General features: G+C 63.3%; 25 protein-coding genes. 10 read left to right on the forward strand and 15 right to left on the reverse strand.

The genetic code is table 11. From position 1 onward, the window contains the following. The first annotated feature begins 45 nt into the window (after nt 1–45). The 5 genes from G5S42_RS11290 to G5S42_RS11310 all read left to right on the forward strand — a co-directional run bounded on the left by G5S42_RS11290 (nt 46) and on the right by G5S42_RS11310 (nt 3,756). Nucleotides 46–1,242: a M23 family metallopeptidase gene (locus G5S42_RS11290; protein ID WP_246391947.1), complete on the forward strand. Its 1,197-nt coding sequence runs from the start codon at nt 46–48 to the stop codon at nt 1,240–1,242. A 139-nt stretch (nt 1,243–1,381) separates the two neighbouring features. Next, nucleotides 1,382–1,978, forward strand: a complete 597-nt coding sequence (locus G5S42_RS11295; RefSeq protein WP_176110478.1) for a helix-turn-helix domain-containing protein — start codon at nt 1,382–1,384, stop codon at nt 1,976–1,978. After that, complete coding sequence (locus G5S42_RS11300) at nt 1,975–2,502, forward strand: GNAT family N-acetyltransferase (RefSeq protein WP_176106825.1); 528 nt, start codon at nt 1,975–1,977, stop codon at nt 2,500–2,502. Before G5S42_RS11295 ends, G5S42_RS11300 begins: the two co-directional genes overlap by 4 nt. 96 nt (nt 2,503–2,598) lie before the next feature. Beyond that, entirely contained in the window at nt 2,599–3,054 is a 456-nt protein-coding gene (locus tag G5S42_RS11305) for a MarR family winged helix-turn-helix transcriptional regulator (RefSeq protein WP_176106826.1), read from the forward strand. Nucleotides 3,055–3,111: 57 nt separating this feature from the next. Continuing rightward, nucleotides 3,112–3,756 (forward strand): trimeric intracellular cation channel family protein, encoded by a 645-nt coding sequence (locus G5S42_RS11310; RefSeq protein ID WP_176106827.1) that lies wholly within the window; start codon nt 3,112–3,114, stop codon nt 3,754–3,756. A gap of 10 nt (nt 3,757–3,766) precedes the next feature. Here G5S42_RS11310 and G5S42_RS11315 read toward each other — a convergent pair whose 3' ends face one another. From G5S42_RS11315 to G5S42_RS11335, 5 genes are all read right to left on the reverse strand, one after another. Continuing rightward, complete coding sequence (locus G5S42_RS11315; protein ID WP_176106828.1) at nt 3,767–4,735, reverse strand: type II secretion system F family protein; 969 nt, start codon at nt 4,733–4,735, stop codon at nt 3,767–3,769. A gap of 28 nt (nt 4,736–4,763) precedes the next feature. After that, complete coding sequence (locus tag G5S42_RS11320) at nt 4,764–5,741, reverse strand: type II secretion system F family protein (RefSeq protein ID WP_176106829.1); 978 nt, start codon at nt 5,739–5,741, stop codon at nt 4,764–4,766. A 52-nt stretch (nt 5,742–5,793) separates the two neighbouring features. Then, nucleotides 5,794–7,149 (reverse strand): TadA family conjugal transfer-associated ATPase, encoded by a 1,356-nt coding sequence (locus G5S42_RS11325; RefSeq protein WP_376776946.1) that lies wholly within the window; start codon nt 7,147–7,149, stop codon nt 5,794–5,796. After that, the gene (locus tag G5S42_RS11330) at nt 7,041–8,276 is read right to left on the reverse strand and encodes a YbfB/YjiJ family MFS transporter (protein ID WP_176106830.1); all 1,236 of its coding nucleotides are present in this window, start codon (nt 8,274–8,276) and stop codon (nt 7,041–7,043) included. Before G5S42_RS11330 ends, G5S42_RS11325 begins: the two co-directional genes overlap by 109 nt. 402 nt (nt 8,277–8,678) lie before the next feature. Further along, nucleotides 8,679–9,542, reverse strand: a complete 864-nt coding sequence (locus tag G5S42_RS11335; RefSeq protein ID WP_176106831.1) for a MurR/RpiR family transcriptional regulator — start codon at nt 9,540–9,542, stop codon at nt 8,679–8,681. 102 nt (nt 9,543–9,644) lie between these two features. Here G5S42_RS11335 and G5S42_RS11340 point away from each other — a divergent pair, with 102 nt between their 5' ends. Beyond that, the gene (locus G5S42_RS11340) at nt 9,645–10,751 is read left to right on the forward strand and encodes an IS5 family transposase (protein ID WP_376776852.1); all 1,107 of its coding nucleotides are present in this window, start codon (nt 9,645–9,647) and stop codon (nt 10,749–10,751) included. A gap of 217 nt (nt 10,752–10,968) precedes the next feature. Here the strand turns inward: G5S42_RS11340 and G5S42_RS11345 are convergent, their stop codons facing one another. Together G5S42_RS11345 and G5S42_RS11350 are read right to left on the reverse strand one after the other, a co-directional pair. Then, nucleotides 10,969–12,051, reverse strand: a complete 1,083-nt coding sequence (locus tag G5S42_RS11345; RefSeq protein WP_176106832.1) for an ABC transporter ATP-binding protein — start codon at nt 12,049–12,051, stop codon at nt 10,969–10,971. A 64-nt stretch (nt 12,052–12,115) separates the two neighbouring features. Then, nucleotides 12,116–12,901 (reverse strand): SDR family oxidoreductase, encoded by a 786-nt coding sequence (locus tag G5S42_RS11350; protein ID WP_176106833.1) that lies wholly within the window; start codon nt 12,899–12,901, stop codon nt 12,116–12,118. A gap of 320 nt (nt 12,902–13,221) precedes the next feature. Here G5S42_RS11350 and G5S42_RS11355 point away from each other — a divergent pair, with 320 nt between their 5' ends. From G5S42_RS11355 to G5S42_RS11365, 3 genes are all read left to right on the forward strand, one after another. Beyond that, nucleotides 13,222–14,454, forward strand: a complete 1,233-nt coding sequence (locus G5S42_RS11355) for an ABC transporter substrate-binding protein (RefSeq protein WP_176106834.1) — start codon at nt 13,222–13,224, stop codon at nt 14,452–14,454. A gap of 172 nt (nt 14,455–14,626) precedes the next feature. Further along, the gene (locus tag G5S42_RS11360) at nt 14,627–15,517 is read left to right on the forward strand and encodes a carbohydrate ABC transporter permease (protein ID WP_176106835.1); all 891 of its coding nucleotides are present in this window, start codon (nt 14,627–14,629) and stop codon (nt 15,515–15,517) included. Then, nucleotides 15,514–16,365 carry a carbohydrate ABC transporter permease gene (locus G5S42_RS11365; RefSeq protein WP_176106836.1) on the forward strand — a complete coding sequence of 284 codons (852 nt, stop codon included), beginning with the start codon at nt 15,514–15,516 and terminating at the stop codon, nt 16,363–16,365. Before G5S42_RS11360 ends, G5S42_RS11365 begins: the two co-directional genes overlap by 4 nt. A gap of 47 nt (nt 16,366–16,412) precedes the next feature. Here the strand turns inward: G5S42_RS11365 and G5S42_RS11370 are convergent, their stop codons facing one another. Beyond that, nucleotides 16,413–16,706: a DUF1330 domain-containing protein gene (locus tag G5S42_RS11370; RefSeq protein WP_176106837.1), complete on the reverse strand. Its 294-nt coding sequence runs from the start codon at nt 16,704–16,706 to the stop codon at nt 16,413–16,415. 263 nt (nt 16,707–16,969) lie between these two features. Here G5S42_RS11370 and G5S42_RS11375 point away from each other — a divergent pair, with 263 nt between their 5' ends. After that, a complete protein-coding gene (locus G5S42_RS11375; RefSeq protein WP_176106838.1) occupies nt 16,970–18,121 on the forward strand; it encodes a peptidyl-alpha-hydroxyglycine alpha-amidating lyase family protein in 1,152 nt (383 codons plus the stop codon). A gap of 66 nt (nt 18,122–18,187) precedes the next feature. On the opposite strand, the gene G5S42_RS11380 is transcribed toward G5S42_RS11375, so the two are convergent. From G5S42_RS11380 to G5S42_RS11410, 7 genes are all read right to left on the reverse strand, one after another. Beyond that, entirely contained in the window at nt 18,188–18,628 is a 441-nt protein-coding gene (locus tag G5S42_RS11380; protein WP_176106839.1) for a hypothetical protein, read from the reverse strand. 199 nt (nt 18,629–18,827) lie between these two features. Continuing rightward, nucleotides 18,828–20,534 (reverse strand): fibronectin type III domain-containing protein, encoded by a 1,707-nt coding sequence (locus tag G5S42_RS11385; RefSeq protein WP_176106840.1) that lies wholly within the window; start codon nt 20,532–20,534, stop codon nt 18,828–18,830. A gap of 233 nt (nt 20,535–20,767) precedes the next feature. Next, nucleotides 20,768–20,992 (reverse strand): hypothetical protein, encoded by a 225-nt coding sequence (locus G5S42_RS11390; protein ID WP_176110479.1) that lies wholly within the window; start codon nt 20,990–20,992, stop codon nt 20,768–20,770. A gap of 115 nt (nt 20,993–21,107) precedes the next feature. Next, nucleotides 21,108–21,530, reverse strand: coding sequence for a hypothetical protein (locus G5S42_RS11395; RefSeq protein ID WP_176106841.1), 423 nt, complete (start codon nt 21,528–21,530; stop codon nt 21,108–21,110). A gap of 29 nt (nt 21,531–21,559) precedes the next feature. Beyond that, nucleotides 21,560–23,509: a putative bifunctional diguanylate cyclase/phosphodiesterase gene (locus G5S42_RS11400; protein ID WP_176106842.1), complete on the reverse strand. Its 1,950-nt coding sequence runs from the start codon at nt 23,507–23,509 to the stop codon at nt 21,560–21,562. 330 nt (nt 23,510–23,839) lie between these two features. Continuing rightward, the gene (locus G5S42_RS11405) at nt 23,840–24,781 is read right to left on the reverse strand and encodes an ABC transporter substrate-binding protein (protein WP_176106843.1); all 942 of its coding nucleotides are present in this window, start codon (nt 24,779–24,781) and stop codon (nt 23,840–23,842) included. A gap of 119 nt (nt 24,782–24,900) precedes the next feature. Continuing rightward, nucleotides 24,901–25,929 (reverse strand): ABC transporter permease, encoded by a 1,029-nt coding sequence (locus G5S42_RS11410; protein ID WP_013092574.1) that lies wholly within the window; start codon nt 25,927–25,929, stop codon nt 24,901–24,903. Nucleotides 25,930–25,934 lie beyond the last annotated feature (5 nt).

Here is a 25,934-nt window from a genome sequence, read left to right on the forward strand (position 1 = left end):
GTTCGATTTATTGGGTTCCCGTGGCGTTTCAAGCGACGTCGTTTCATGTCTGCAGCCCTTTTATTCCGACTGCGAGGTTTTGAAATGATGCGCTTACGCCATTTACGTCACGCCTGCTCTCGCGCTCAGGTTATTTCCGAGAATGTGGTTCATTCGGTCTATTGCGGATTTAAATCTCCGGCGGCCGCCGTGTTTCTGTTTGGCATGGTTGCGATGCTGGGAACGCCGAATGAGGTTACGGAAGCGGAGATCGTCAGTCGCGGGCACGGATCAACTGCACGCCAATTGTCCCGAGCCTTGGAAGTGACGGCGCCGGCTGTCAATGACTCTGGCAGCAAAACCAGCAATGGTCAGCTATCCCACGCTGCGCCGCTTGTCATGTCGGATCTCGACAGCGGTTTTTACGCAGGGAAGATCGAAGCAACGTTGCGCGACACGCTGGCGCGGGCCAGCGTGCCGGCGGAGATACAGGAGCAGATCGCGCATATTTTCGCTCCTCGACTCAACCTCGCCGCGCCCGCGCACAAGGGCGACACTTATCGTGTTCTCTACGAAAGCGACGATACGAACGCACAGCGCAAGCGTCTAACGGCGGTCGAGCTCCGCTCGGGCGGTGAGGTCTACCAGGCCGTTTGGTTTGTCGCACCGGGGCGCACCGATGGAGACTACTATTCATTCGACGGGCGTGGACTCGCCGCGAAGCCGTTCTCCATGCCCCTCAACTACGTGCGGCTCAGTTCGCCATTCGGTTACCGAACCCATCCGGTCAAGGGCAAACACCAGATGCACACAGGTGTGGACTTTGCCGCACCGAAGGGGACACGCGTCGTCGCGGCCGCCGCAGGAACCGTGCGGTTCATCGGCTTCAAACCCGGATACGGCAACATCGTCGTACTCAGTCATCCGCGAGGTTTCACGACGCACTACGCACACCTGTCCGCCTTTTCCCGCGATTTGCGGGTCGGCAAACCGGTCGCCGAAGGACAACCGCTCGGCGCGGTGGGCAGCACCGGTACGGCTACGGGCAACCATCTGCATTTTGAGGTGCGTGAGTACGATCAACCGATCGATCCGCTCACTTTGACAGGCCGAACTGGCGCTTCGCCGCTCACGACCACTGAGCGGATTGCGTTCGACAGCATGACGGGCGCCCTGCGTGAACAACTCGCTGCATTGCCCGTCGATGCTCCGGCAAACAGGATGGCGTCGAATACCGCAGGCACGCCGAATTCGCCTGCATAGCGGCACAGCTCGCTGACTTGAAACGCGAGCTCAAAGACCGCGAGCGTTGCAATGCGTGCGATTGCGAGCGAGCACGTGCCGCCCACTATTGACAATCAAAAAAACCATCTCTAGTTTAATAGACAAATAATCTCTTAAACTGGATAGCACGGACATCAACGCCCTGATCGCTCGTCGAGTCAAAGCGCTACGGGACGCTCAGAACTGGTCGCTCGACGCACTGGCCGAGCGCAGCAAGGTCAGCCGCTCGAATATCTCGCTCATCGAGCGCGGGCAAAGCAGCCCCACCGCGACCGTGCTCGATAAACTTGCCACCGCGTTGAACGTGCCGCTCGCATCGCTGTTCGAGCAGGATGGCGCAGCGGTGGCCGAGCCATCGCCGGTCAGTCGCGCGTCCGAACAGGCGGTGTGGACCGATCCGGGTTCCGGTTATGTGCGGCGTCATCTGTCGCCTACCGCGCGCTCGGCGATCCAGTTGGTCGAAGTCGACTTTCCTGCCGGTCAGCGCGTCAGCTACGAAACCGGCACGCGCGACGCGGACATTCATCAACAGGTATGGATGCTCGACGGGTCGATGGAAATCACGGTCGGCGACACCAGTTGGCGGCTCAAGTCAGGCGACTGCCTGGCGATGCGGCTCGACAGCCCTATCGTGTTTCGCAACCCCACTCGCAAACGCGCGCGCTATCTGGTCGCGCTGAGCACGTCCCCCATCAATGAACGGAGAAGCGGATGAGCGATAACGTGACCATTCGGCGCGTCGGCGCGAACGAAGCGGCGGCCTGCATCGAAGCGCTCGCCGATGTGCTGATCGACTGCGTGGAAGGCGGAGCATCGGTCAGCTTCATGCTGCCGATTTCGCGCAACACAGCCCTCGCGTTCTGGCGCAACGTCGCCCAAAGCGTCGCACGCGGCGAACGCGCGTTGCTGATCGCCGAAGATCGAGACGGCAGCATCGTCGGCACCGTGCAGTTGATCATCGCGCAACCCGAAAATCAGCCGCATCGAGCCGACGTGGCGAAGATGCTCGTACACAGAAGAGCACGCCGGCACGGCGTCGCGCACGCTCTGATGAGCGAACTCGATCGCCTTGCGCGGGAAGAGAAAAAATCGGTCCTCGTGCTCGACACCGTAACCGGCGGCGATGCCGAGCGACTCTATCAGCGCGCCGGCTGGCAACGCGTCGGCAGCGTGCCGAACTACGCGCTGATGCCCGACGGCGCGTTGTGCGCCACCACCTTCTATTTCAAACAGCTTTGACGCACACGCAGTCCACGCGGCGCAAGTATTTGAAAGTTTCAACTACTTGCCTATAATGCCTGCACGACGGATAACGGTCGACAGCGGAGCAAATTCTTGTACTCGGACTTCCTGACTTTCAGGCTCGATCTGACCAGCGCGTTGCTGATCAACCGCGCGAACCTGGTCTACCGCGAGCGCTGGGATCTCGACGTGCGCGCGCTGCGCGTGCTGCGCCTCGTATGCGCGGAGCCCGACATCACGCCCAAGGCCGTTTCGCAGCGCGCGTTGATCGAAAAGACGCTGCTTTCCAAAGTTCTCGCCGAGCTTGAATCACGCGGCCTGATCACGCGCAACGTGCATGCATCGGACCGTCGAAGCATCGCGTTACGCGCCACCCATCACGGCCTCGAAGTTGCGCAAGCGTCCGAAGCGGTAGGCACCGAGCTTGAAGTCGAGCTCGCGAAGGCGCTGAGCGCGAACGAACGTAAAACGCTCGAACGTCTGCTTAGCAAGCTTTCGCGTAGCCTGCTCGAAAGCGAGTCCGCAAGCGCGCCGCCCGCGAGCTCCTGACCGACGGTCCGCATTTCGCAGCGCCCTCCCTGCGCTCGCCCAACACGAAACCACTCAGTGAATTCACACGCCGTCTACACCATTCTCGATCTGATCGGCACCTTCGTATTCGCGATCAGCGGCGCGGTCGCCGCACGTCAACGACGGCTCGACCTGTTCGGCATCATCGTGATCGCCTTCATGGTCGCGTGCGGCGGCGGCATCGTGCGCGACGTGTGCATCGGCGCGATCCCACCGGCGGGGCTGTCGAACTGGCGCTATCTGGCCACCGCGCTCGCAGCGTCCGCGGTGACGATTCTCGCGTATCCGCAGGTTCGCCGGCTGCGTCAGCCGGTGCTGTTCTTCGATGCGATCGGGCTCGGTCTGTTCGCGGTGTCGGGCGCGCAGAAAGCGCTCACGTATGGCCACAATGCCGAACTCGCGATCCTGCTCGGCGTCGTCAGCGCGGTGGGGGGCGGTGTGATGCGCGACGTCGTGCTCTCGCGCGTGCCAGCGATTCTCGAGCGCGAGATCTATGCGTCTGCCGCGCTGTTCGGCGCGGCGGTGCAGGTCGGCTTTTCGTATGCGGGCTGGACGGACTGGTGGACGCCGTGGTTCGCGACGTTGGCTTGCATGTTGGTGCGGCTCGCGTCGCTGCGCTACGGCTGGCGGCTCCCGGTCTTCCAGGGCAGACGCGCGGCCGAGACGCGCGACAATTCATAGCGGGCTGTGGTCATGCGCCGCCCGCCATGCTCGGCAGCAGATCGCGATAGATATGAATCATCGCGGGCCCCATCAGCACGACCAGCAGCGCCGGAAAAATGCAGAACATCAGCGGAAACAGCAGCTTCAGCGCAATCTTCGCGGCCCGCTCCTCGGCGCGCATCCGGCGGCGCGTGCGCAGCGTATCGGACAGCACGCGCAACGACGCGCCGATGCTGGTGCCGAAGCGCTCGGCCTGGATCAGCATTGCACTGAACGAGTCGATGTCTTCCACACCGGTGCGCAGCGAAAAATTGCGCAGTGCCTTTTCCTTCGAGAAACCCGAGCGCATTTCGAGCAGCATCAGTTCGAGCTCGCTCGCGACCACCGCGCTGCGCAGGCGGATTTCCTCGCCGACTTTCATCAGCGACGCATCGAGGCCCAGCCCCGCTTCCACACATACGGTCAGCAGGTCGAGCGCATCGGGAAAGTCCTCGACGATGCTGCGCTGGCGCGTTGCCGTGCAGCGCGACAGCACGACGTTCGGCAGGTAGCAGCCGAGCGCGGCCAGCACGACGAGCACGATCGCGCGTTCGAGCAGCGAGCTCGCGAATGACGAGCCGTACAGCGCGAGCATCGCCAGCAGCGGCAACGTCAGCGCGAGCGCGGTCTTCGCGGCCAGATAGATCGGCACGGCGTTGGCCGAGCGCCAGCCGGCGTTCATCAACTGCACGCGCAGCGCGGATTGCTCCCAGCCGTCCTTCGGCACCGACAGCTTCGAGATCGGCTGCGAGATCTCGACGAGCTTTTCGTACCACCGCGTCTGCGCGGCGGCGTCGAGTTGCTCCGGCGCCGGCACGGCATTCGCACCGCCCGCCTGCTCGATGCGGCGGCTCATGTCGCGCGGCGTGCTCAGATGCATCGCGCCGAACACGGCCGCGAAAACGATCGCGAATACGCCGGCGAGCAACAGAATCTGCGTGATGTTCAGTGTTTGCATGGTCCTTCTCCGATGACCTCGAGCCCGCTCAAACGCGAATCTTCACGATGTGCCGCATCCACAGAATCCCGAACAGCATGGCGACGCTCGCCACCGCGATCATCCTGACGCCCGCCGGGTCCCACCACAGCACGTTGAGGAACCCGGGGTTGATCGCCATCATCGCGCCGCCGACGCCGAACGGCAGCAGGCCGAGCACCCACGCGGACATCCTGCCTTCGGCGGAGAGCACGCGAACCTTGTCGAACAGCTTGAAGCGGTCGCGGATCAGCGCGGTGATGCCGTCGAGCACTTCGGCGAGATTGCCGCCGGTCTCGCGCTGGATCACGACGGCGATCACGAAGTAGCGCAGATCGCGAATCGGCACACGGGTCGCGAGATTCGTCAGCGCCTCGCTGATCGACACGCCGTAGTTGATCTCATCGAACACGATGCGGAACTCGCCGCTCATCGGCTCGGCGAACTCGGCGCCGACCATATCGATCGCGCCGGTGAACGCATGGCCCGAGCGCAATGCTCGCGAGAGCATGTCGCAAACGTCCGGCAGTTGCCGTTCGAGCTGACGAATGCGCCGGTGGCGGCGCCGCTGCACGTAGACGATCGGCAGCAACGCGCATAAAGCGGCGGCGCCGGTCGTGAAGACCCACGGCACCCTGAGGCTCGCGCCCACGATCAGCACGAATGGCGGCAACACCGCGCAGGTGCCGAAGAATCGGCCGACCGACCACGACAGCCCCGACTGCTGCAGAAACAGATCGAGCGCATGCACGCGCGGAATACGCAGCAGCAGCCGCGCGAGCACCGCCGACTCGGCCATCGTGCGTGTCTTCAGAATCGACAGACGCTGCCGGCTCATCGGGCCGCCGGCCGATACCGCGCGAATCCGCGCATCGACGCGGCGCGCGACCGGGCCGTGCCGGCTGTTCCAATACTCGTAGACGCCACCCGTCGCGAGCACCACGGCCGCGAACAGCAGAATGATCGACGCGTAGAAAATCGGGCTCATGCAAGTCTCCTGAAACACCGGGCAAGCGGTCTGTGCGCGTTGCCCGTGCACGTCATGTCGTTTCGAAGCGCCGCGCCGGATCGTAGATCTGCTCCGACGGCGCCACGCCGAATGCCTGCAAGCGCTCGGCGAATTTCGGCCGCACGCCGGTCGCGCAGAAATGGCCGCGCACGTTGCCCTTCGTATCGACGCCGGAGCGGCGGAACACGAAGATCTCCTGCATGTTGATCATGTCGCCCTCCATGCCGGTCAGCTCCGAAATGCTGACGATCTTGCGGCGGCCGTCGGTCAGACGCGTGGCTTGCACGACCACCGAAATCGCCGACGAAATCTGCTGGCGCATCGTGCGTGTCGGCAGCGACAGGCCGCCGAGCGTCATCATGTTTTCGAGGCGCGTCAGCGCATCGCGCGGTGTGTTCGCGTGGATCGTCGACAGCGAGCCTTCGTGGCCGGTGTTCATCGCGTTCAGCATGTCGAGCGCTTCGGCGCCGCGCACCTCGCCGAGAATGATGCGGTCGGGGCGCATCCGCAGCGCGTTGCGCACCAGCGTGCGCTGCGTTATCTCGCCGCGTCCCTCGATGTTCGGCGAACGCGTCTCCAGCCGCAGCACGTGTTGCTGGCGCAGCTGCAGCTCGGCCGCGTCCTCGATCGTGACGATGCGCTCGTCGCCCGGAATGAATCCCGACAGCACGTTCAGCAGCGTGGTCTTGCCGCTGCCCGTGCCGCCCGACACGAGGATGTTCACCTTCGCGCGCGCGAGCGCGTCGAGCACTTCCGCCATCGGCGGCGTCAGGCTCTGCAATTCGATCAGGTCGGCAACCTGCAACGGATTCGCGGCGAAACGGCGAATCGACAGCAACGGACCGTCGATCGCGCAGGGCCGGATGATTGCGTTCACGCGCGAGCCGTCCGGCAGGCGTGCGTCGACCATCGGGCTCGATTCGTCGATATGGCGGCCGACGCCAGAGACGATCTTCTCGATGACCTTCATCAGATGCGCGTCGTCGTAGAAGGTCACCTCGGTCGCCTCCAGCCGGCCACGGCGCTCGACGTAGGTATGACGATGCGTGTTCACCAGGATGTCGGATACGGTCGGGTCGCGCAGCAGCACTTCGAGCGGACCGAAGCCGAACATTTCGTCGTGCACGTCGCCGACGAGTTGCCGGCGTTCGAGATCGTTGGCGGGCGCCTTCTGGTCTTCGAGAATGCGGCCGATCAGCGTCGCGATCTCCTGGCGGACCTGCTCGGGCGGCATCGGTTCTGGACCTATCGCTGAACGCGCAGCACGCGTAACGCGGCTCACGCCGCGCGCAACGCCTTCTGACACGCCGCGAGTACCGCGCCGCCCGCCAGCAGCAGCGCCGAATACACGAGCCCGCGCGCGAGCCCGGCGCCATCCGACACCCAGCCGATCACCACCGGCCCGACGATCTGCCCGAATGCGAACACGATCGTGAAGGCGCTGATGCCCTTCGCCCAGTGGCTCGCGGGCAGATTGTGGCGCACGAACGCGGTCGTCGATGCGACCGCCGACAGGAACGTCGCGCCGAACAGCGTGCCCGAAACGAACGCGACCCACGGCTGCGTGAACAGCGCGGGCAGCAGCGTCGCGATCGCCAGCAGCGCGTTGAGCACGGCGAGCGCCTGGCCGCCGCGCATGCGATCGAGCAGCGTCGACCAGATCCGCGCCGACACCACGGTCGCGGCGCCGAGCAGCAGATAGAAGCCGGTGACGACCGCCGCGCTCATGCCGGCGTTGCGCAGAAGCGCGACGATGAACGTCATGTAGCCGATATAGCCGACGCCGAACAGTCCGTAGCCCGCGAGCGCGGCTGCGAAGTGCGGCCAACCCGGCGCGGAAGTGGCGCCGGCTGCATGCGCGGCAGCCGCCGCGCTCATATGCGCGCGCTCGATTCTGCGCGACGCGCCGATCGCGACCGCGGCGAACAGCGCGCAGGCCGCCGCGAGCGCGAACCACGCGAACTGCCAGCCGTGGGCGGCGTCAACGATCGTCACCGGCACCAGCAACGACGACGCGACGATCCCCCAGCCGGTGCCCCCGTAATACAGACCGAGCACGAGCCCCGCGTCGCGCGGACGCGCCGACGCGAGCCGCGCCGCGAGCACGCCGCCGCCGATGAAGACCGCCGCGCTGCTCGCGCCAGTGATTACGCGCAGTGTCAGCAGCGCATCCGTGCTGGCGGTGACGCCGCTGCCGGCCATCAACAGCGCGGTCAGCACGCAACCGCCCGCGAACAGCGCGCCCGCCGACCAGCGGCGCGCGAGGCGCGGAAACACCAGCGCGCCGAGCAGATAGCCGAGCGCGTTCGCGGTGTTCATCGCGCCGGCCTGCGCGAAGCTCCAGCCGAGGTCGAGCTTCATCGACGGCAACAGCAGCGCGTAGGCGAAGCGCGCGAGGCCGAGCGCTGTTGCGCTGCCGAGCGATAGCGCGGCGGCCAGCAGCAGTGTCGGCAGACGGCGGGGGGTGATCGTGGTTGAAGCGTGCGATGCGGTGTCGGCGGAACGGAGGGACATGGACGGACGGACCTGAACGAGAACGCTGCGAGCCGGTTCTGATTGGATGATGAGTCGGACGAATGCGGCAGATTGCCATGATAGCCGGGAGAGACGTTTCGGCTTGACGGTTAGTTGCAGTTGTGACCGAGCGCGAGCGCGCGCACGGCTGCATCCGAACACGACGCTGCGCAAGCGCCTGCGTAGCGCGTTGCGCGATACGTCGGTCGATATCGATGAGCGGTTGCTGTGGTCGGATGAAGCCGCAAGCTTCTCGCTCGAACTCGCGAGGCATGACAAGTGGCAGTTGCTCGATCTGCCGATGGGCGGCAAGGTTCGCGCGGCGGCAACGGTCGCGCAGCCGGTGAAAGGTGTCGATGATCGGCTGGCCGAAGAGGACGGCGCGCGAGCGCTTCGAGCGCTCTACCCGCCCGCCCCTTCCGGCTCATGCGGCACGAGCCGAGCTTTCGCGTGGCGCATCTTTTCCAGCGTCTCGGGCCCGGCCTTCAGCGCGACGCCGATCGCGAGCGCATCCATGATGCACAGATGCACGAGCCGCGATACGCCCGGCGTATTCGGATCGATCGGACTCGCCACGCGCAGCAGCAGCGGAATATCGACGAGCCATGCGAGCCGCGAGCCGACGTTGGTCAGCGCGATCGTCGTCGCGCCGCGCTCCTTCGCGATCTGGATGCTTTCGTTGACTTCGACGCTGCGCCCCGAATGCGAGATCGCAAACGCGACATCGCCCGGCTCCATCAGGCCCGCGTAAAGACGCTGCAAATGACCATCTGTGAAAGCGGCCGCCGCGATGTCGATGCGCAAGAACCGCAGCGCCGCATCCTGCGCGACGAGCCCGGAACCTGAACCCACGCCGAAGAAAAACACCCGCCGGGCGCTCACGAGCGCCGCGATCGCGCTTTCGACCACCGCAGGATCGAGCGCGCCGCGCGCATGCGTGATGCCGTCGATCGCCGCTTCCCCGACCTTGTCCATCAAGGTCTGCACGTCGTCGTCGCGCGCGACCGCGGTCGACGCATACGGCAAGCCGCCCGCCACGCTTTGCGCGAGCTGCATCTTGAAGTCGCGCAGACCGTGCGCACCGATCGCGCGGCAAAAACGCGTGACGGAAGGCTCGGACACGTCGGCGCGCTGCGCGAGATCGGTGATGCTCGCGCGCATCGCGAAGTCGACGTCGGCAAGCACCATGTCGGCGACCTTGCGCTCGGCGGGCCGCAGACTCGCGAGTGCGTTGCGGATATGGGGAATCAAGTTCGGTGCGGACACCCGGTGTTCCTTAGCAGGCTGTTGAATTTGGATCCCGTGTAAACGGGGTTTGAAGGACGGGCGTTATGGATATCGTGTTCATGATCTTTGGCAGCGGATGCGATGCGCGGAATGGACGAGATGCAGGAACCCCTGTTCACGACGGTCAAGCTCGAGGACTTCGTCCCGGCAGATCACCCGTTGCGACCGATCCGGTTGCTGGTGAATGATGCGTTGAAACGGCTCAACGGGCTGTTCAGCGTCATCTACGCGGACACCGGTCGTGCCTCGATTGCGCCTGAGAAGCTGATGCGGGCGCTGCTGTTGCAGGTGTTCTACTCCGTACGCAGCGAGCGCATGCTGATGGAGCAGATGCGCTACAACCTGCTGTTCCGCTGGTTTGTCGGGCTGGCGATTGAGGACGCCGTGTGGGACCACTCGGTGTTCTCGAAGAACCGCGACCGGCTTCTGGAGCATGAAGTCGTGGAAGCGTTCTTCACCGAAGTCATGAGCCTGGCGGACAAGCGGGGCTTGCTGTCGAGAGAGCATTTCTCGGTGGACGGCACGCTGATTCAGGCGTGGGCCAGTCACAAAAGCTTCCGCCGCAAGGACGGCCCGGACGATGGTCCGCCAGCCGGCGGTGGCCGCAACGCCGACACCGACTGGAAAGGCGAGCGACGTAGCAATGCCACGCACGAGTCGACTACTGATCCGGAGGCGCGATTGTTCAAGAAGAGCCACAAGAGCCCGGCCATCCTGTGCTACCACGGGCACATCCTGATGGAGAATCGCTCGGGGCTGGTGGTCGGCGCCGTGGTTAGTCACGCAGATGGTTTTGCCGAGCGGGCCAGCGCATTGCAATTGCTCGATTGCGTGCCAGGTACTCATGCGAAGACAGTTGGCGCCGACAAGGCGTATGACACCCGTGACTTCGTGAACGATTGCCGCGCTCGCAACGTGACACCGCATGTCGCGCGCAACGATGAGCGTTGGGGCGGCAGCGCCATCGACGGTCGCACTTCGCGGCATGCGGGCTACCGGACTAGCCAGATCATCCGCAAACGAATCGAAGAGCATTTCGGCTGGGGCAAAACCATCGGGCGGATCCGGCAGACGGTCTATCGCGGCCTCAAGCGCGTCGACCAGCACTTCAAGCTGACGATGGTTGCGAGCAATCTGACCCGCATGGCCCGAATGCCAGGGATGGTGCCGCGAGGAGCGACGCGATGAGCCGCCAATGCGCGAAGACTGCGCGCCAGACGAGCCGCATGCGTGCGCCTGCCCCGCGCAGATCGCGCGGTGAACCGTTAATTCAGCGCAATATCGCACGCGCAAGTCTCCTGAACATAGCTTCGGTCGTCATGACGGGGCGCTTTTCAACAGCCTGTTAGGGGCTGTTTCATATGGTTCCGCGTCGCTCGCAGTTTCTTCGCTTCAATCGGCCTGATCAAACCAGCCTGCGTCCACTCTCCGTATCGAACAGATGAATGTGTTCGGCCGGCAGACGCAGCGCAACGCGCTGACCGGGCTCGATCTTCGAGCGTTCGCGCGTTGTCACGCACCACGCGGAGCCGCCTATTTTCCCGTACAAGTGCGTCTCGGCGCCAGTTGGCTCGATCACTTCGACGTCGAGCGCGGCATCCGGTATCTGCGCCGTGATCTCGATGTGCTCGGGCCGCACGCCGAGCGTGGCCTGCGCACCGACCACGGCCGACGCAGGCGTGCTTTCGAGCGCGACCTCGCTGCCGTCCGCGAGCTTCAATGCGAGGCCCGCACCCTGGGTGCGAGTGACGATCACGCCCTCGACGAAATTCATCGACGGCGAGCCGAGGAAGCTCGCGACGAACAGATTCGCCGGCCGGTCATAGAGTTCGAGCGGACGGCCGATCTGCTCGATCCGTCCCGCGTTCATCACGACGATGCGATCGGCCATCGTCATTGCTTCGATCTGATCGTGCGTGACGTAGATCACCGTGTTCTTCAAGCGCTGATGCAGCGCCTTGATTTCGGTGCGCATCTGCACGCGCAGCTTTGCGTCGAGATTCGACAGCGGCTCGTCGAACAGGAACAGCGACGGCTCGCGCACCACCGCGCGGCCCATCGCGACACGTTGCCGCTGACCACCCGACAGCGCGCGCGGCAAACGGTCCAGATAGCCGCTGAGGTTCAGCATCTTCGCGGCCGCATCGATGCGCGGCTTGTATTTCTCCGACGACTCTTTGCGGATTCTCGGACCGAACGCGATGTTTTCATACACCGACAGATGCGGATACAGCGCGTAGCTCTGGAACACCATCGAGATATTGCGCTGCTGCGGCGCGAGCGTATTCGCGCGCGTGCCGCCGATCATCAGATCGCCGCCGCTGATTTCCTCGAGCCCGGCCACCATCCGCATCAGCGTGCTCTTGCCGCAGCCTGACGGACCGACCAGCACGACGAACTCGCCGTCGTCGATGTCGAGATCGATGCCATGCACGACCTGGGTGTCGCCATAGCGTTTGAAGATGCCGCTCAGTTGCACTGCTGCCATGCTGTCCTCATCGTCTTGCTGCGTGTTGTATTGCGGGTGTCGTAATGCGCGCGCCGTGCGTGGCTCAGAACGACTCGAGCGTCAGCTCCTGCGCCATTAGCCGGTTGCCCGCCATCAAGCCGCCATCGACCGGCAATGCGACTCCGGTGATCACGCGCGCTTGCGGCGACGCGAGAAACAGCACCGCATCGGCGATGTCGTCGGGCGTCGCGAAGTCGCACAACGGGTACCACTTCTTCAGTTCCTCGAACACCTGCGGATTCTTGTCGACGCGGGCCTGCCACGCCTGCGTCTTCACAGTGCCCGGGCATACGATGTTCGCGCGAATGCCATAGCGGCCCAGCTCGATCGCGAGCGCCTTCGTATAGCTGATGAGGCCGGCTTTCGCGGCGCTATATGCCGGGTGACCGAGCGCCGCGAGACCGTTCACCGAGCCGATCAGCACGAGCGCGCCGCGCTGCCGTTCGATCATCGACGCGCGCACCGCCTCGACCGTGTGATACGTGCCGTTCAGATTCAGATGGATGTCGCGCTGCCAGCTCGCGGCGTCGGTAGTCGCGAGCGACGCGCCGAGCGCCGCGCCCGCGTTCGCGACCAGCACGTCGACCGGTCCGCGCTGCGCGACCGCCGCGGCCACCGCTTGCTGCACCGCGGCGGCGTCGCCGAGATCGACCGCGACCGGCACGATTTTGACTGCGCCCTGTCGTGCGCCGAGTCGCGCGCTCAGCGCTTGCAGCGCTGCCGCGTCGATGTCGAGCGCGAGCACGGTGTCGCCCGCCGCCACGAAGCGCTCGCATAACACGCTGCCGATACCGCCGCATGCGCCGGTTACCAATACGACACGATCCATGTGTTCCTCGCTCGTTCGCCCGGCCGATTCGGCCGTCTTGCCGTCGCCTTCCGCCACCCGGCTCGCGCCGCGCGCCTCGCTGTAAATTTCTTACAAAAAGCGTTTTGCGACGACTGCCCGGTCATCCCGAAGAGTGGGTTTCCGTAACATCGCGCAGTGCAGAATACCCCATGCTTTCCAGCATCTTATGCACAAAATCACCGAGGAAAAAATATCGCAGACCCTACGTGACAAGCTATTTTGCGTCATGTAGGATTTTTTCAAACAATTTACCCAAGGCGGCCGGCGACGGCAGCAAACCACCCACAGGAGAGAGAAAAATGTCGTTGCATGCCCGTGCTTCCCTCGCGCTAGGCAAAGTCGCCGTGGCGCTCGCGTTTGCAGGTATCGCCGTGTCGGCCCACGCCGAAACGGTCCGCGTGACGGTCGCGCACTACAGCGACGCGACCGCGCCGTACTTCGAGAAAATGGCCCGCAATTTCGAGAAGGCCAACCCCGGCACGACCATCAAGATCGAAGACGTGAACTGGGACACGCTGCAACAGAAGCTGCAAACGGACATCTCCGGCGGCGCCAACGCGGACCTCGCGATCGTCGGCACGCGGTGGCTGCTCGACTTCGTGAAGGACGACGTCGCCGAGCCGCTCGACGGCTATATGGACGCGAACTTCAAGGCCCGCTTCATCGGTCCGTTCCTCGCGCCCGGCCAGATCAACGGCAAGACCTACGGGCTGCCCATCGCCGCTTCCGCACGCGCGCTGTACTACAACAAGGACATGCTCGCGAAGGTCGGCTACCCCGACGGCCCGAAGACCTGGAACGACGTGATCGATGCATCGAAGAAGCTGAAGGCGCAAGGCATCGCCGGCTTCGGCCTGCAAGGCAAGGAAATCGAAACCGACGTCTACTATTACTACGCGCTGTGGACGATGGGCGGCGACGTGGTGGGCAAGGACGGCAAGGCCGCGTTCAATTCGCCGGCGGGCGTGAAGGCCGCGACGATGTACAAGCAGATGATCGACCAGGGCCTCACGCAACCGGGCGTCACCGGCTATAGCCGCGAAGACGTGCAGAACCTGTTCAAGCAGGGCCGCGTCGCGATGGTGATCTCCGCGCCGTTCCTCGCGAAGCAGATCAAGAAGGAAGCGCCGAACCTGAAGTACGGCATCGATCCGGTGCCGATGGGCACGACGCATGCCACCTACGCGGTCACCGACTCGATCGTGATGTTCAAGAACTCGAAGGCGAAGAAGACCGCGTGGAAGTTCCTCGACTATCTGTTCACGAAGGAACCGCGCGTCGAGTTCACGACGACCGAGGGCTTCCTGCCGACCACGAAGGCCGAAGCGGCGGACCCGGCGTTCAACGATCCGGACATCAAGGCGTTCATCGCGTTGCTGCCCACGGCTCACTTCGCGCCGACCGTGACCGGCTGGGAAGACACCGCGAAGGCCGTGACCGATTCGATGCAAGCGATATATCTGACCAAGGCGCAACCGGCTGACGCGTTGAATGCGGCGGCTGCGCAGGCAAACAAGTCGCTCGGTCATTGATACGCGGTTTCCGGCAGTAACGAGACGAACAGGGGACGCGCGGCGCCGTAGCTGAAGCGCCGCGCGTTGCGCACACCCCCCAATATTCGAGCCTATGCAGCACGACGCACCCACCGGCCCATTCCGTCGCGCCCGCCGCCAGAAAGCGGGCGCGTCTTACGATCGAGCACGCATGAGCCGCTCCGTTTCTCCGCGCGCGCACGCGCCCTGGTTGCTGATTGCGCCTAGCCTCGTGCTTGCGCTGTTCATCATCAGCTATCCGATTTTCAACATCGTGTGGCAATCGCTGCATGAGGTGTCGCGCTTCGGCGCGATTCGCGACTTCACCGGCGCGCAGAATTTCATCAACGTATTCCAGGACCCGGTGTTTCTCGCTTCGGTACGCCGCACGATCATCTGGACCGTGTGCGTGGTGGGTGGCACGGTGCTGATCTCGGTACCTGTCGCACTGATTCTGAATCAGGACTTCCATGGCCGCGGTGTCGCGCGCACGATCGTGATGCTGCCGTGGTCCGTCTCGCTGACGATGACCGCCGTCGTCTGGCGCTGGGCCTTCAACGACGACTACGGCATGGTCAACGTGACGCTGCAGCGGCTCGGCCTGATCAGCGGCCCGATTCACTGGCTCGCGACGCCCGAGTTCGCGTTCCCCGTCGAAATCGCGGTCGGCATTCTGGTGTCGATTCCGTTCACGGTGACGATTTTTCTTGGCGGCCTGTCTTCGGTGCCGAGCGATATCTACGAAGCTGCGCGGATCGACGGCGCGAGCGCGTGGCAGCAGTTCCGTCAATTGACGATGCCGCTGCTGCGCCCGTTCATCAACATGGCGATCCTGCTGAACGTGATCTACGTGTTCAACTCGTTTCCGATCATCTGGGTGATGACGCAAGGCGGGCCCGACAACAGCACGCACATCCTCGTCACCTATCTGTATGAACTCGGCTTCCGGCTCGGACGCCCCGGCGAAGCGGCCGCCGTTTCGCTGATCATGCTCGTCATGCTGTTCGCGTTCTCGATCGCTTATCTGCGTCTGCAACGCACGAAAGAAGGAGTGCCGTCATGAGTCTGAGCGCGAAGACCAAACGCTCGCTGTGGTGCTGGATCGCGCTGACGCCGCTCGTGATCGTCATACTGTTTCCGTTCGCGGTGATGTTCTTCACTTCGGTAAAGCCCGCGTCGGAGATCTTCGTCTATCCGGCGCGCTGGCTGCCGGTGCAGTGGCAGTGGCGCAATTTCGTCGACATGTGGGACGCGGCCAACTTCGGCGTCGCGCTGCGCAACAGCGCGATCATCAGTTGCCTGTCCACCGCGCTCGCACTCGCGGTGAGCCTGCCCGCCGCTTACGCGCTCGCGCGCTTTCCGTTTCGCGGACGCGGTCTGTACAGGCAGTTCCTGCTCGTCACGCAGATGCTGTCGCCGATCCTGCTGGTGGTCGGCCTGTTCCGGCTCGCGGCGATGATTCCGTGGGGCGACGGCAATCTGGTCGATTCGAGGATCGGCGTGATCGTGTCGTACGCGGCGTTCAATATCGCGTTCGCGGTGTGGATGCTGTCGTCGTACTTTCAGACCGTGCCGCAGGATCTCGAGGAATCCGCGTGGCTCGAAGGCTGCAGCCGTACGCGCGCGGTGTTCAAGGTGTTTCTGCCGCTCGCGGTGCCGGCGATCGTCGTAACTGCGATCTTCACGTTCATCAATGCGTGGAACGAGTTCGCGGTGGTCTATACGTTGATCCGTTCGCCGGAAAACAAGACGCTGACCGTGCAGGTGACCGATATGGTGGCGGGCAAGTACGTGGTCGAATGGCATCTGGTGATGGCCGCGACCTTGGGCGCGACGCTGCCGGTTTCGATCGTGTTTGCGTGGTTGCAGCGTTATATGGTGAAGGGGCTCGCGCTCGGCGCGGTGAAGTAAGCGGCTGCGCGGCGCGTGCCGCGCAGTATGCACATGCGGCTCGCGCGTTAGTCGGCGCCGCGCACGATGCGCAGATCGCGCTCCACGCCATCGCCCAATGCGGCCAGCGCCTTCTTGTACTCGTCGCTTTCGTAAGCGGCGACGGCCGCCTCGTAGGTCGGGAATTCGATCACGACCGTGCGCTCCTTGAGGCCCTGCTCGCGCGCCTCGTCCGCCACGCCTCGCACGATGAACTTGCCGCCTGCCGCCGCTACCGCGGCCGGGGCGAGTTGCGCGTACGCGGCCAGTTTCTGCGGATCGTTCGTCTTGCGGTACGACGTCACCCAATAACCTTTGCTCATTCGAATCTCCTTGTGTGATGGACCAACGCGGGATGAAAGCGGACCATGGCGGTCGCTGTCTTGCATGGTAGCAAAGCGGGCTGGCTCGCGATGCCCTGCCCTCACCGCACATTCCATCTGACTGTCAGCCGGTCGCGAAAGAGCATGTGGCGCGCATAACGGAAGTGTCTCTTCCAGCATCGCAAAACGACTTAGCTATTAAGCGTTTTGTGCACTAGGCTTGCCTTTGCACACTTCAAGCGATGGATCAAAGGAGACAACGAATGAGCGAGCGATACGAGTCGTTTTGTGCATGCTGCGGCAGTCCCGACCATCGGGCGATGAGCCGCCGGACTTTCATGAGCCTGCTTGCGGGCAGTGCCGCCGGACTCGCGATGCCGTCCGCGTTCGCCGCGGACGCACCCGACGTGCCCACGATTGCTTATGACTCGATTGCCAACCCCGTACGTTTGCCGAACGACACGTACTTCGGCGAATGCTCGGGCGTCGCGCTCAATTCGCGTGGCCATATCTTCGTGCTGTCGCGCGGCAACACCACCGGCCCCGCGTATGGCGCGGCCGCCGCGCAACTGCTCGAGTTCGCGCCCGATGGACGCTTCGTGCGTGAGATCGGCCACAACCTGTACGCGTGGTCGTTCGCGCACACGGTGAAGGTGGACCGGCATGACAACGTCTGGGTCACCGACAAGGGCTCGGACATGGTGATCAAATTCACGCCGGAAGGACGCGTCGCGATGGTGTTCGGCCGCAAGCAGGAAGCATCGGACGAAGAGACCGCGCCGCTCAAGCATCCGAATCCGCCGCTGCCGTCCGAACCCGGACGCTTTCGCCAGGTGACCGACGTCGCGTGGGACAAGGCGGGCAACACCTATATCAGCGACGGATACATCAACTCGCGCGTCGCGAAGGTCGATCGCGACGGCAACTGGCTGAAGTCATGGGGTGATCGCGGCACGGGACCCGGGCAATTCCATACGCCGCATAGCATTGCAGTCGATGCGCACGACCACGTGTACGTGGCCGATCGGAGCAACCGGCGCATCCAGGTGTTCGATACCGAGGGCACGTTCCTGCGGCAGTTCACGATCGACGTACCGGTGCCGCCGGACGCGCGTCCCGCGATCGGCAACATGCCGAGCGAAGCGGAACTCGCCGCGGGCACGTTCGCGCCGGGCTCACCCTGGGCGATCTGCATTTCGCCGGGACCGAATCAGGTGCTCTATAGCGCCGACGCGTTTCCGGGCCGCATCTACAAGATGACGCTCGATGGCAAAGTGCTCGGCGTACTCGGCAAGGCGGGCAAACAGCCGAAACAGTTCGGCTGGATTCACGAGATGGCGTGCCCTTCGGAAAACGTCTTATTCGTTGCCGAGTTGCTGAACTGGCGCATTCAGAAACTGGTCTTGCATGCGTGATGGACGAGGGCCGCCGCGTTCGCCTGTGATGCGCACGCGGACCAGCCCCGTCTATGTCAAGCCATCTCAGTCGTAATGACGATGCTTGTGATGGCGCTTGCCCGAATGGTAGTCGCGCGAGTAGTCGTCGGCGTACGAGTTCGAGCGCGAGATGTTGCCGCCGAGCGCCGAACCCGCGCCGCCGCCCAGCGCCGCGCCGACGAGGCCGCCAGTGCGGCCGCCCATTGCGTTGCCGGCCGCGGTGCCCGCGCCGCCACCGAGCGCGCCGCCGATGATCGCGCCGGTACGTTCGCGACGATTCGACGTGACCGCGCCGCCCGCACCACCGCCCACCGCGCCACCGATCACCGCGCCGGTGCTGCCACCCACCGCGCCGCCGACTGCCGCGCCGGCCACGCCACCGAGCGCGCCGCCGAGCATGTTGTTCATATCACCGGCGAGGGCCGGCAACGACGCCGCGGCGCTCAATGCAGCCACGGCAACCATCTGGATGATCTTCTTCGACATATCGGGTCTTTGTTTTAGTGAGACGGCGCCGAGTATAGCGGGGCTTGCGAAAGGCCTTTGTAACTGCGACCGGCCATCCCGGTAAGACGTGTAACAAAATGAATGGGGTATTGTTTTTTCGGTGACCGCGAAAAACCAGGGCCGCTCGTGGTGAGCGGCCCCTGGAGTGAATGCCGGTTAGCGGTCTGAATCTACTCTTCTACCCGCGCCGCTTCTTCTTCAATTCGATCGTCTCGAACAGCGCATATTCCGGTGTCGGCGTCTGATCCGCGCCAGGCGCATGGTAGTAGTTCATCGTGATCGTCGTGTCGCCGCCGGGCTGTCCCGGATCGTAGTCGAACACCGCGATGCCGTAGCCGGTGCCGGTGTCGCGTTGCGCGGACCAGATCGCGTCTTCGACCGCGTCGGCGCTCGCGCGCACGAACGCGCCCGCGGTCGTCGCCGGCACCGGGCGATTCGGCTTCGTGAAGATGCGCGCCTGCGGCAGGCCCGTGCCGGCATCGACGCCATACACGTCGAGCGGCGCGCTCGTGCCGCCGCCGCCGAGAATCAGGTGGATCGTGCCGTGACTCGTATCGAACGTCGATGCACCCGCCGATACCGCCGACATGATCGGCTTGGGCTGCAACGTATCGACCGGGCGCCCCGTCGCGATGTCGGTGCCCCGGTTGTGATTGCAACCGCGCACCGGATAGCTGCGCTCGTAGTCGTGATCGTGACCGCACAGCACGAGGTCCACGCCATAGCGATCGAACAGCGGCAGCCACGCTTCGCGAATGCCCTTGTCGGAACCGTTGCCGGTCTTCGACGAACTGAGCGCGTCCTGATGCATCTGCACGATGATCCAGTCCACGTCGTTATCGTGCGACGCATGCTCCAGCACTTTCTCTAGCCAGCGTGTCTGCTCGCCATTGCTATAGCCGCGCACGTACAGCGAGGTGCCCGCTGGAATCGGCGGATTGCCGGTACTCGCGACCGGCGTCAACGGCGCGGGCCCGGCGACGAACGCGGCGGCATCCTGATAGACGACGTCGTCCGCATCGAGCGAAATGAACTGCACCGAGCCGACCCGGAAGCTGTACCAGCGGCCCGGAAAACGCGTGTGATTGTCCGGCAGCATGTAGCGCGACAGATACGACGCAAGCCCTTGCTCGCCGTTGTTGAATTCGAGCTCGTGATTGCCCGGACACGGCATCCACGGCCGGTTCGACGCCGAGGTCTGCGCGTTGTTACCGAAGTCGCGCCACACCTCGGGCTGCTGCATCGGGTTCAGATTCGCATAGCAGAGGTCGCCGTTCAGCAGATGGAACAGCGGCTGGAAGCTCTCGACGGCCGCCACCGCGAAGCGGCTTTGCGGCGACGACAGCACCCAGTTCGTATTGGGCGTCGCGAGATCGCCGTAGCTCGTGAAGCGGAACGGCGCGCGGCCGCGCGGCGCGGTGCGAAAACTCGCGGCGAAGGGTTGCGATGCGTTGCTGTCGTTATCGGCCGTCACTTCGTACTGATAGGTCGTGTTGGCCTTCAGCTCGCGCACGCGCGCGTGATAGTTGAACACCACCTCGCCGTTGAGGCCGTCGGTATAAGTGCTTTGCACCGCGTGCACCGTATGTTTCGCGTGGTCGCCGTGACGGGTGCCGCTGATGCGCACCTGCGGATTGACCGCCGGCGCGAGCGACGACCACGACACGGTAACTTCGCTCGTCGGGTCGCTGCCCCAGGTCAGGTGGATCTGCTCGGGCGTGCCATCGGGTGTGCCGCTATTGGCGCCGCGCGCGGTCGATGCGAGCGCGCCCGCCGCCGTCGCGAGACTCGACACGCCGGCGAACTTCAGAAAGCCGCGACGCGAGACGATCGATGCGCCGTGCTCATCGGCAGGCGTTGTCTTGACGATTTTTCTGTTCGACATGTCCGGTATGGTTGTTCGGTTGGAAGAACGCCAGCGCAAAACAACACCCCGCGGGGCGAGCGCGGAAGGAAAGTGACGGACGATCGTAGCCGGACGGCGATGACAGCCCGATGAAAACATCGGGAGAACAGCGGAAGGTGGGGATTGAGATCGAAACGCTCAGAAAAACGAATTGCCGGTGCAGCGCGCAATTCGATCACGCGCATGCATCCGGCAATCCGCCCGAGCGTCGCTCAGGTTTGCGAACTCGTATCGTCCGCGGCTTGAGCGTTGTCGGCGTCGTCCTTCTTCTCTTCTTCTTTCTTTTCCACCAGCTCTTCGAGCTTGCCGGCGCCTTCGAAACCGGCGACGGCGGCCACGCCTTTGGCCAACAGGCCCGCCGCCGGATCGACTTTCTCCTCGGCTTCAACGGCGGCGACCGCGCCGGCAATCTTGCCCACTTCGTCTAAAAGTCCCATGTCGCGCTCCCACAAAAATAAGCGAACTTCCATGGTCTCACGAACTTCGTGGCGTGTCGTCAAATGTTAAGCCGGTTGACCGTGAAGCTTTCAGAGTGAAAATTAAACGGTCGCCTCACATGCGCGCGGGCGGCTGTGGATTGTTTGCGGGATTCGTGTCGAACCTCGACACACGAACAATGCCGTTCGCGTCGATCAGCTTCGACAAGCCGACTTCGAGCGCATCGGCGACATCCTTGCCATACACCTCGTCGCCATTCACGTAAAGCGTGAACGACCGGAGGTATTTCGCTTTCTTCTCCGGGTTCTCGATGGTTTGCCGCGTCCATTGATAAAGCGGGTAGTTCTCGGCGCCCATTCTCTCCGCTTCACTCACGTAGTCGGCGAATGCATCGAACTGGCATTTGAGCGTGGCGTGTTGCGTTTGCAAAAGGGCGCGAAGTGCTGGATGCGCGGCGCACGAAGGGTCCGCGCGCAGCGAGTTGGCGAGTTCCGCCGACGCGGTGATCCGCAATTGGAATTGCAGGGGAGATGACATCACGACCTCGATCGCGTCGGTAACGGTTATCAAAAGTCCGCGGGCGCCGCCTTGTCGGCGACACGCGCGTCGAGCGCGGCTTCGCACTGCTCGATTTCTTCGCTGCTCATCGGCTTGCCCAGCAGATAACCCTGCGCATGAGTGCAACCGCATACGCGCACGAAATTGAGCTGCTCCTGGGTTTCGATGCCCTCTGCCGTGGTCGGCATGCCGATCTCGCGCGCAAGTGCGACGATGCCGCGCACCACGGCCGCGGATTCGCGCCCATGCACGGCGTCGCGCACGAACGAACTGTCGATCTTCAGCTTGTCGAACGAGAAGCGCACCAGCGTCGACATCGTCGAAAAGCCGGTGCCGAAGTCGTCGAGCGCCAGCCCGATGCCCAATGCGCGCAACCGGGTGATGTTGCGGCGGGTCACTTCATCGTCGTTCAGCAGTGCCGTTTCCGTGACCTCGAGATTGAGCCGCGTCGGCGGCAACCTCGTTTTCCGAAGTATGGCCGTCACCGTCGATGCGAACGATTCCTCGCGCAACTGCACCGGCGATACGTTGACCGCGACGATCACCTTGTCGCGCCACGTCGACGCCGCCATGCACGATTGCAGCAGCACCCATTCGCCCAACAGGAGAATCAGGCCGGTGCGCTCGGCGGTCGGAATGAACGCCGACGGCGACAACTCGCCGCGCGTCGGATGAGCCCAGCGAATCAGCGCCTCGCGACCCGCTACCGCGCCGGTGTGAAGATCGATGATCGGCTGATACTCCATGCGCAAACCATCGAACGACTTCAGCGCGCCTTCGAGATCGCTGCGCAGCAGGCTCAGGCTTTCGTCGGATACGTGCTTCTCGGCATCGAAAATCGCAAACGCGCTTTTGCCGCTGCGCTTGACGCCATACAGCGCGCGGTCGGCGCAGATCAGCAATTGCGGACCGGTATTCGCATGTTCGGGGTACAGCGCGATGCCGACGCTCGCGCCGATATGCACGAGCGCTTCGCTCAGCACGAACGGCCGCGCCAGCGTTCTGACGATGCGATCGGCCAGCACGCGCACGTCGCGAAGCTGCCCGGCGCCGTCCGAAATCGCCACGAACTCGTCGCCCGCGAGGCGGCCAACCTGGTCGCCGCTTGGCAGCACGTCGCACAAACGCGTCGCCGCTTCCTGCAGAATCTGGTCGCCGGCGGCATGGCCGAGACTGTCGTTGATCGCCTTGAAGCCATCGAGGTCGATCAGCAGCACCGCGAACGCCCCGCGCTGCCCGGTCGAACTCTCGCCGGTGCGCTCGAGCAGCAGCTCGCTGATGCGCGCGCGATTCGGCAAACCGGTCAAGCTGTCCTGACGCGCGAGGCGATGACTGTTTTCGCGCGCGAGCAGCAACGCGACGGTGTCGCGATTGCTGCGCAGCGCAACCGTGAAAAAGCCGGCCGCGCAAAAGGGTGCCTGAAATAGCAACACGAGCTTGCCATTGCCTGGCGACATCGCCGCACCGATACTCAGAAAGCTCAGAATAAAAACGATCTGCAATAACGCAAGCCGCGGCGTGCTCGCATTACGTCCGGCCAATCCGCCGATTACACCGACCGCGCAAACGTTTCCAAGCAGAAAAAGCGTGGGACTTCCGCTGATATTGCACAGAAATGTGCCGAAGCCGAATAGCGCGCTCCACAACAGACTCGCGAAAAGAAACGCGGAAGTCGGTGTGGGCAGCCCTTTCGCGGCGCGCGTGCGGCATAGCCAGATCAACAGGAGCCGCACGATCAGCAATGCGACGACCGCAATGCCCCACGCGGCATACAGCGGAATTGGATAAAGATAATACGCAGTAGCGCAAACGCTGATTTCGCAAATCGATGCGAATATGATAGAAGCGGTTCGCGTAAACAGGTTGGCGAGCAGAATCTGCCGGTTGTCCGGACTCAGGTTCTGAGCCGAGGACACGAGCCACTTGAAAAATGGAGACCTTGGTTCGGTAAAAGCCATGACCTGCGCATTCGACGGTTAGTGGGTCCGAATCGGCATGCGAATGGACGGCTCGTGCAACGATTACATAAACATAAAATATCAGATTAATGCGGGCAATGGCGTGAAATGACTATTAGCCACGCTTTTATGGCAATGGACCGTCGCTAATCCGCAGCCGCTCGACCCGGTGCGAGCGTTTCGGATCGCACGTTGTTGCGGCGCAGCGCCCCGCTCGGTTGGCGTCATTCCTATGTCGCGCAAAGGCAATAAAAAAGAGGAAGAGCGTGGCTCTTCCTCCTTGACGATTTCCGCGTGCCCGGCTTCCCGAGTCGCGATCGCCGGCCTTGCTCAGTCGTACAGCACGGCTACGATCTTCGGATCGTTGATGTTGGTCTTGTCGTACCAGTAGAAACCGGTATCGATCTTCTTCGGCAGCTTCTCGCCATGCAGCGCCTTGACCGCCGAGTCGACCGTGCACTTGCCGATACCGACCGGGTTCTGCGTAATTGCGCCGGCCATCAAACCCGACATGATGTTGTCCTTCTGCTCCTTGCCGGAGTCGAAGCCGATCAGCACGAGTTTCTTGCCCGACTCCTTGATGCCAATCGCTGCGCCATCCGCGGAACCTTCGTTCGCGCCGAAGATGCCCTTCAGGTTCGGATTCGCCTGGATCATGGCCTTGGCGATTTCCGCCGACTTCAGGTGGTCGCCGGCGCCGTATTGCACGGACACGATCTTGATGTTCGGATGCTTCGACTTGATCTGATTGACGAAACCGTCGCGACGATCGACACCGGTGCGGCTGGTCTGGTCGTGCACGATGACGCCGACTTCGCCGGAATTGCCGATGAACTCGGCCATCTTGTCGGCGGCGAGCGCGGCGGCGGCGAGGTTGTCCGTTGCGCAGGTCGTCAACGGAATATCGCTGTCGACGCCAGAGTCGAATGCGATCACCGGAATCTTGTCGTTCTGCGCGCGCTTGAGCAAGGGGATGGCCGCCTTGCTGTCGAGTGCCGCAATACCGATCGCCTGCGGTTTCTTCGCGAGCGCGGCCGACAGCATATCGATCTGCTTGTCGACCATCGCTTCGGTTTCCGGTCCCTCGAACGTGATCCTGACGTTGTTCGCTTTCGCGGACTGCTCGGCACCCGATTTGACGGCTTGCCAGAACTGATGCTGGAAGCCTTTCGAAATAAGCGGAATATACTGGTCATCCGCATACGCGAGACTGCTTCCGCCAACGAGCGCACCGACACCGACCACGATACCGATTAGTCTTCTCTTCAACATGGGGCCTCCTCCAATGGTTGGGCTATCAAGCCGCTATCGAGCTTTCGAGGGAGCCTTCACGTGCCCTCTCTCTGCTGCTCCTGCGTTCCCTGCTTATTTGCTGCTTCCTTGCTCCTACATCAACTTCCCCGGCTGCGCCGCAGAATGTCCGCATACACCGCCAGAATGATGATTAAACCCGTCACGACGATCTGCCACTCCTGCGCGACCGACATGATGCGCAGCCCGTTGGTCAGCACGCTCATGATGAAAGCGCCGATGATGGTGCCGAGGATCGTGCCCGAACCGCCGCTCAACGACGTGCCGCCGATCACGACCGCCGCGATCGCATCGAGCTCGTAGCCCTGGCCGAGCGCCGGCTGCGCGGAATTGAGCCGCGACGCGATCAGGAGACCCGCGATGCCGCAGATCGCGCCGCCCACGCCGTAAATCGCGATCTTCCAGCGATCGACATTGACGCCCGAAAGCCGTACCGCTTCTTCATTGCTGCCGAGTGCGAATGTGTAGCGGCCGAGCGCAGTGCGATTGAGCGTAATGGAACTGACGATCGCGAGAAAGAACAAAATAAGTACCGCATTCGGAATCGGCACGCTCGGCAGGAAATAGCCGATCAGCGAGTCCTGGGAAATACGGTAGAAGTTCTCGGTATCGGTGAAATAGATCGGCTTGTCAGCCGACACGACGAGCGAAAGCCCTTTGAGCAGCATCATCATGCCGAGCGTCGCGATGAATGGCGGAATCTTCATTTTCGCGGTCAAGGTGCCCGATATCGTGCCGCATACCGCGCCAGTCGCCAGTGCCGCGAGTACGCCCATCCACATCGGCAGATGCCAGTAGGTGAGAAATACACCGCAGATCACGGCGGTGAACGTCATCAACGTACCGACCGACAGATCGATACCCCCGGTGATGATCACGAACGTGGCCGCGATCGCCAGCACGCCGTTCACAGCGGTCGCCTGCAAAATGCCGAGGATGTTGTCCATCTGCATGAAGGCCGGTGACGCGAAGCTGAAGAACACCAGCAGCAGAATGAGGCTCGCGAACGCGAGCATCTTTTGCACGGCGGTCGGCGCAAAAATTCGCGCTTTCAGCCCGGAAGTGCGCCGTTCGTTGTCCAGCGCCGCGGTATCCGTTTGCATTGTCATGTCAT

Origin of the sequence: Paraburkholderia youngii (genome assembly GCF_013366925.1) — a bacterium.
In the GTDB taxonomy this organism is placed as follows: domain Bacteria; phylum Pseudomonadota; class Gammaproteobacteria; order Burkholderiales; family Burkholderiaceae; genus Paraburkholderia; species Paraburkholderia youngii.

Bases quoted from the DNA above. Each gene is read 5' to 3' on its own strand.
- G5S42_RS11360 (WP_176106835.1), top strand. From the start codon at position 14,627: ATGAGCCGCTCCGTTTCTCCGCGCGCGCACGCGCCCTGGTTGCTGATT.
- G5S42_RS11400 (WP_176106842.1), bottom strand. From the start codon at position 23,509: ATGGCTTTTACCGAACCAAGGTCTCCATTTTTCAAGTGGCTCGTGTCC.
- G5S42_RS11315 (WP_176106828.1), bottom strand. From the start codon at position 4,735: ATGCAAACACTGAACATCACGCAGATTCTGTTGCTCGCCGGCGTATTC.
- G5S42_RS11340 (WP_376776852.1), top strand. From the start codon at position 9,645: ATGCGCGGAATGGACGAGATGCAGGAACCCCTGTTCACGACGGTCAAG.
- G5S42_RS11330 (WP_176106830.1), bottom strand. From the start codon at position 8,276: ATGTCCCTCCGTTCCGCCGACACCGCATCGCACGCTTCAACCACGATC.
- G5S42_RS11370 (WP_176106837.1), bottom strand. From the start codon at position 16,706: ATGAGCAAAGGTTATTGGGTGACGTCGTACCGCAAGACGAACGATCCG.
- G5S42_RS11320 (WP_176106829.1), bottom strand. From the start codon at position 5,741: ATGAGCCCGATTTTCTACGCGTCGATCATTCTGCTGTTCGCGGCCGTG.
- G5S42_RS11395 (WP_176106841.1), bottom strand. From the start codon at position 21,530: ATGTCATCTCCCCTGCAATTCCAATTGCGGATCACCGCGTCGGCGGAA.
- G5S42_RS11350 (WP_176106833.1), bottom strand. From the start codon at position 12,901: ATGGATCGTGTCGTATTGGTAACCGGCGCATGCGGCGGTATCGGCAGC.
- G5S42_RS11390 (WP_176110479.1), bottom strand. From the start codon at position 20,992: ATGGGACTTTTAGACGAAGTGGGCAAGATTGCCGGCGCGGTCGCCGCC.
- G5S42_RS11365 (WP_176106836.1), top strand. From the start codon at position 15,514: ATGAGTCTGAGCGCGAAGACCAAACGCTCGCTGTGGTGCTGGATCGCG.
- G5S42_RS11345 (WP_176106832.1), bottom strand. From the start codon at position 12,051: ATGGCAGCAGTGCAACTGAGCGGCATCTTCAAACGCTATGGCGACACC.
- G5S42_RS11300 (WP_176106825.1), top strand. From the start codon at position 1,975: ATGAGCGATAACGTGACCATTCGGCGCGTCGGCGCGAACGAAGCGGCG.
- G5S42_RS11290 (WP_246391947.1), top strand. From the start codon at position 46: ATGTCTGCAGCCCTTTTATTCCGACTGCGAGGTTTTGAAATGATGCGC.
- G5S42_RS11355 (WP_176106834.1), top strand. From the start codon at position 13,222: ATGTCGTTGCATGCCCGTGCTTCCCTCGCGCTAGGCAAAGTCGCCGTG.
- G5S42_RS11385 (WP_176106840.1), bottom strand. From the start codon at position 20,534: ATGTCGAACAGAAAAATCGTCAAGACAACGCCTGCCGATGAGCACGGC.
- G5S42_RS11380 (WP_176106839.1), bottom strand. From the start codon at position 18,628: ATGTCGAAGAAGATCATCCAGATGGTTGCCGTGGCTGCATTGAGCGCC.
- G5S42_RS11405 (WP_176106843.1), bottom strand. From the start codon at position 24,781: ATGTTGAAGAGAAGACTAATCGGTATCGTGGTCGGTGTCGGTGCGCTC.
- G5S42_RS11375 (WP_176106838.1), top strand. From the start codon at position 16,970: ATGAGCGAGCGATACGAGTCGTTTTGTGCATGCTGCGGCAGTCCCGAC.
- G5S42_RS11410 (WP_013092574.1), bottom strand. From the start codon at position 25,929: ATGACAATGCAAACGGATACCGCGGCGCTGGACAACGAACGGCGCACT.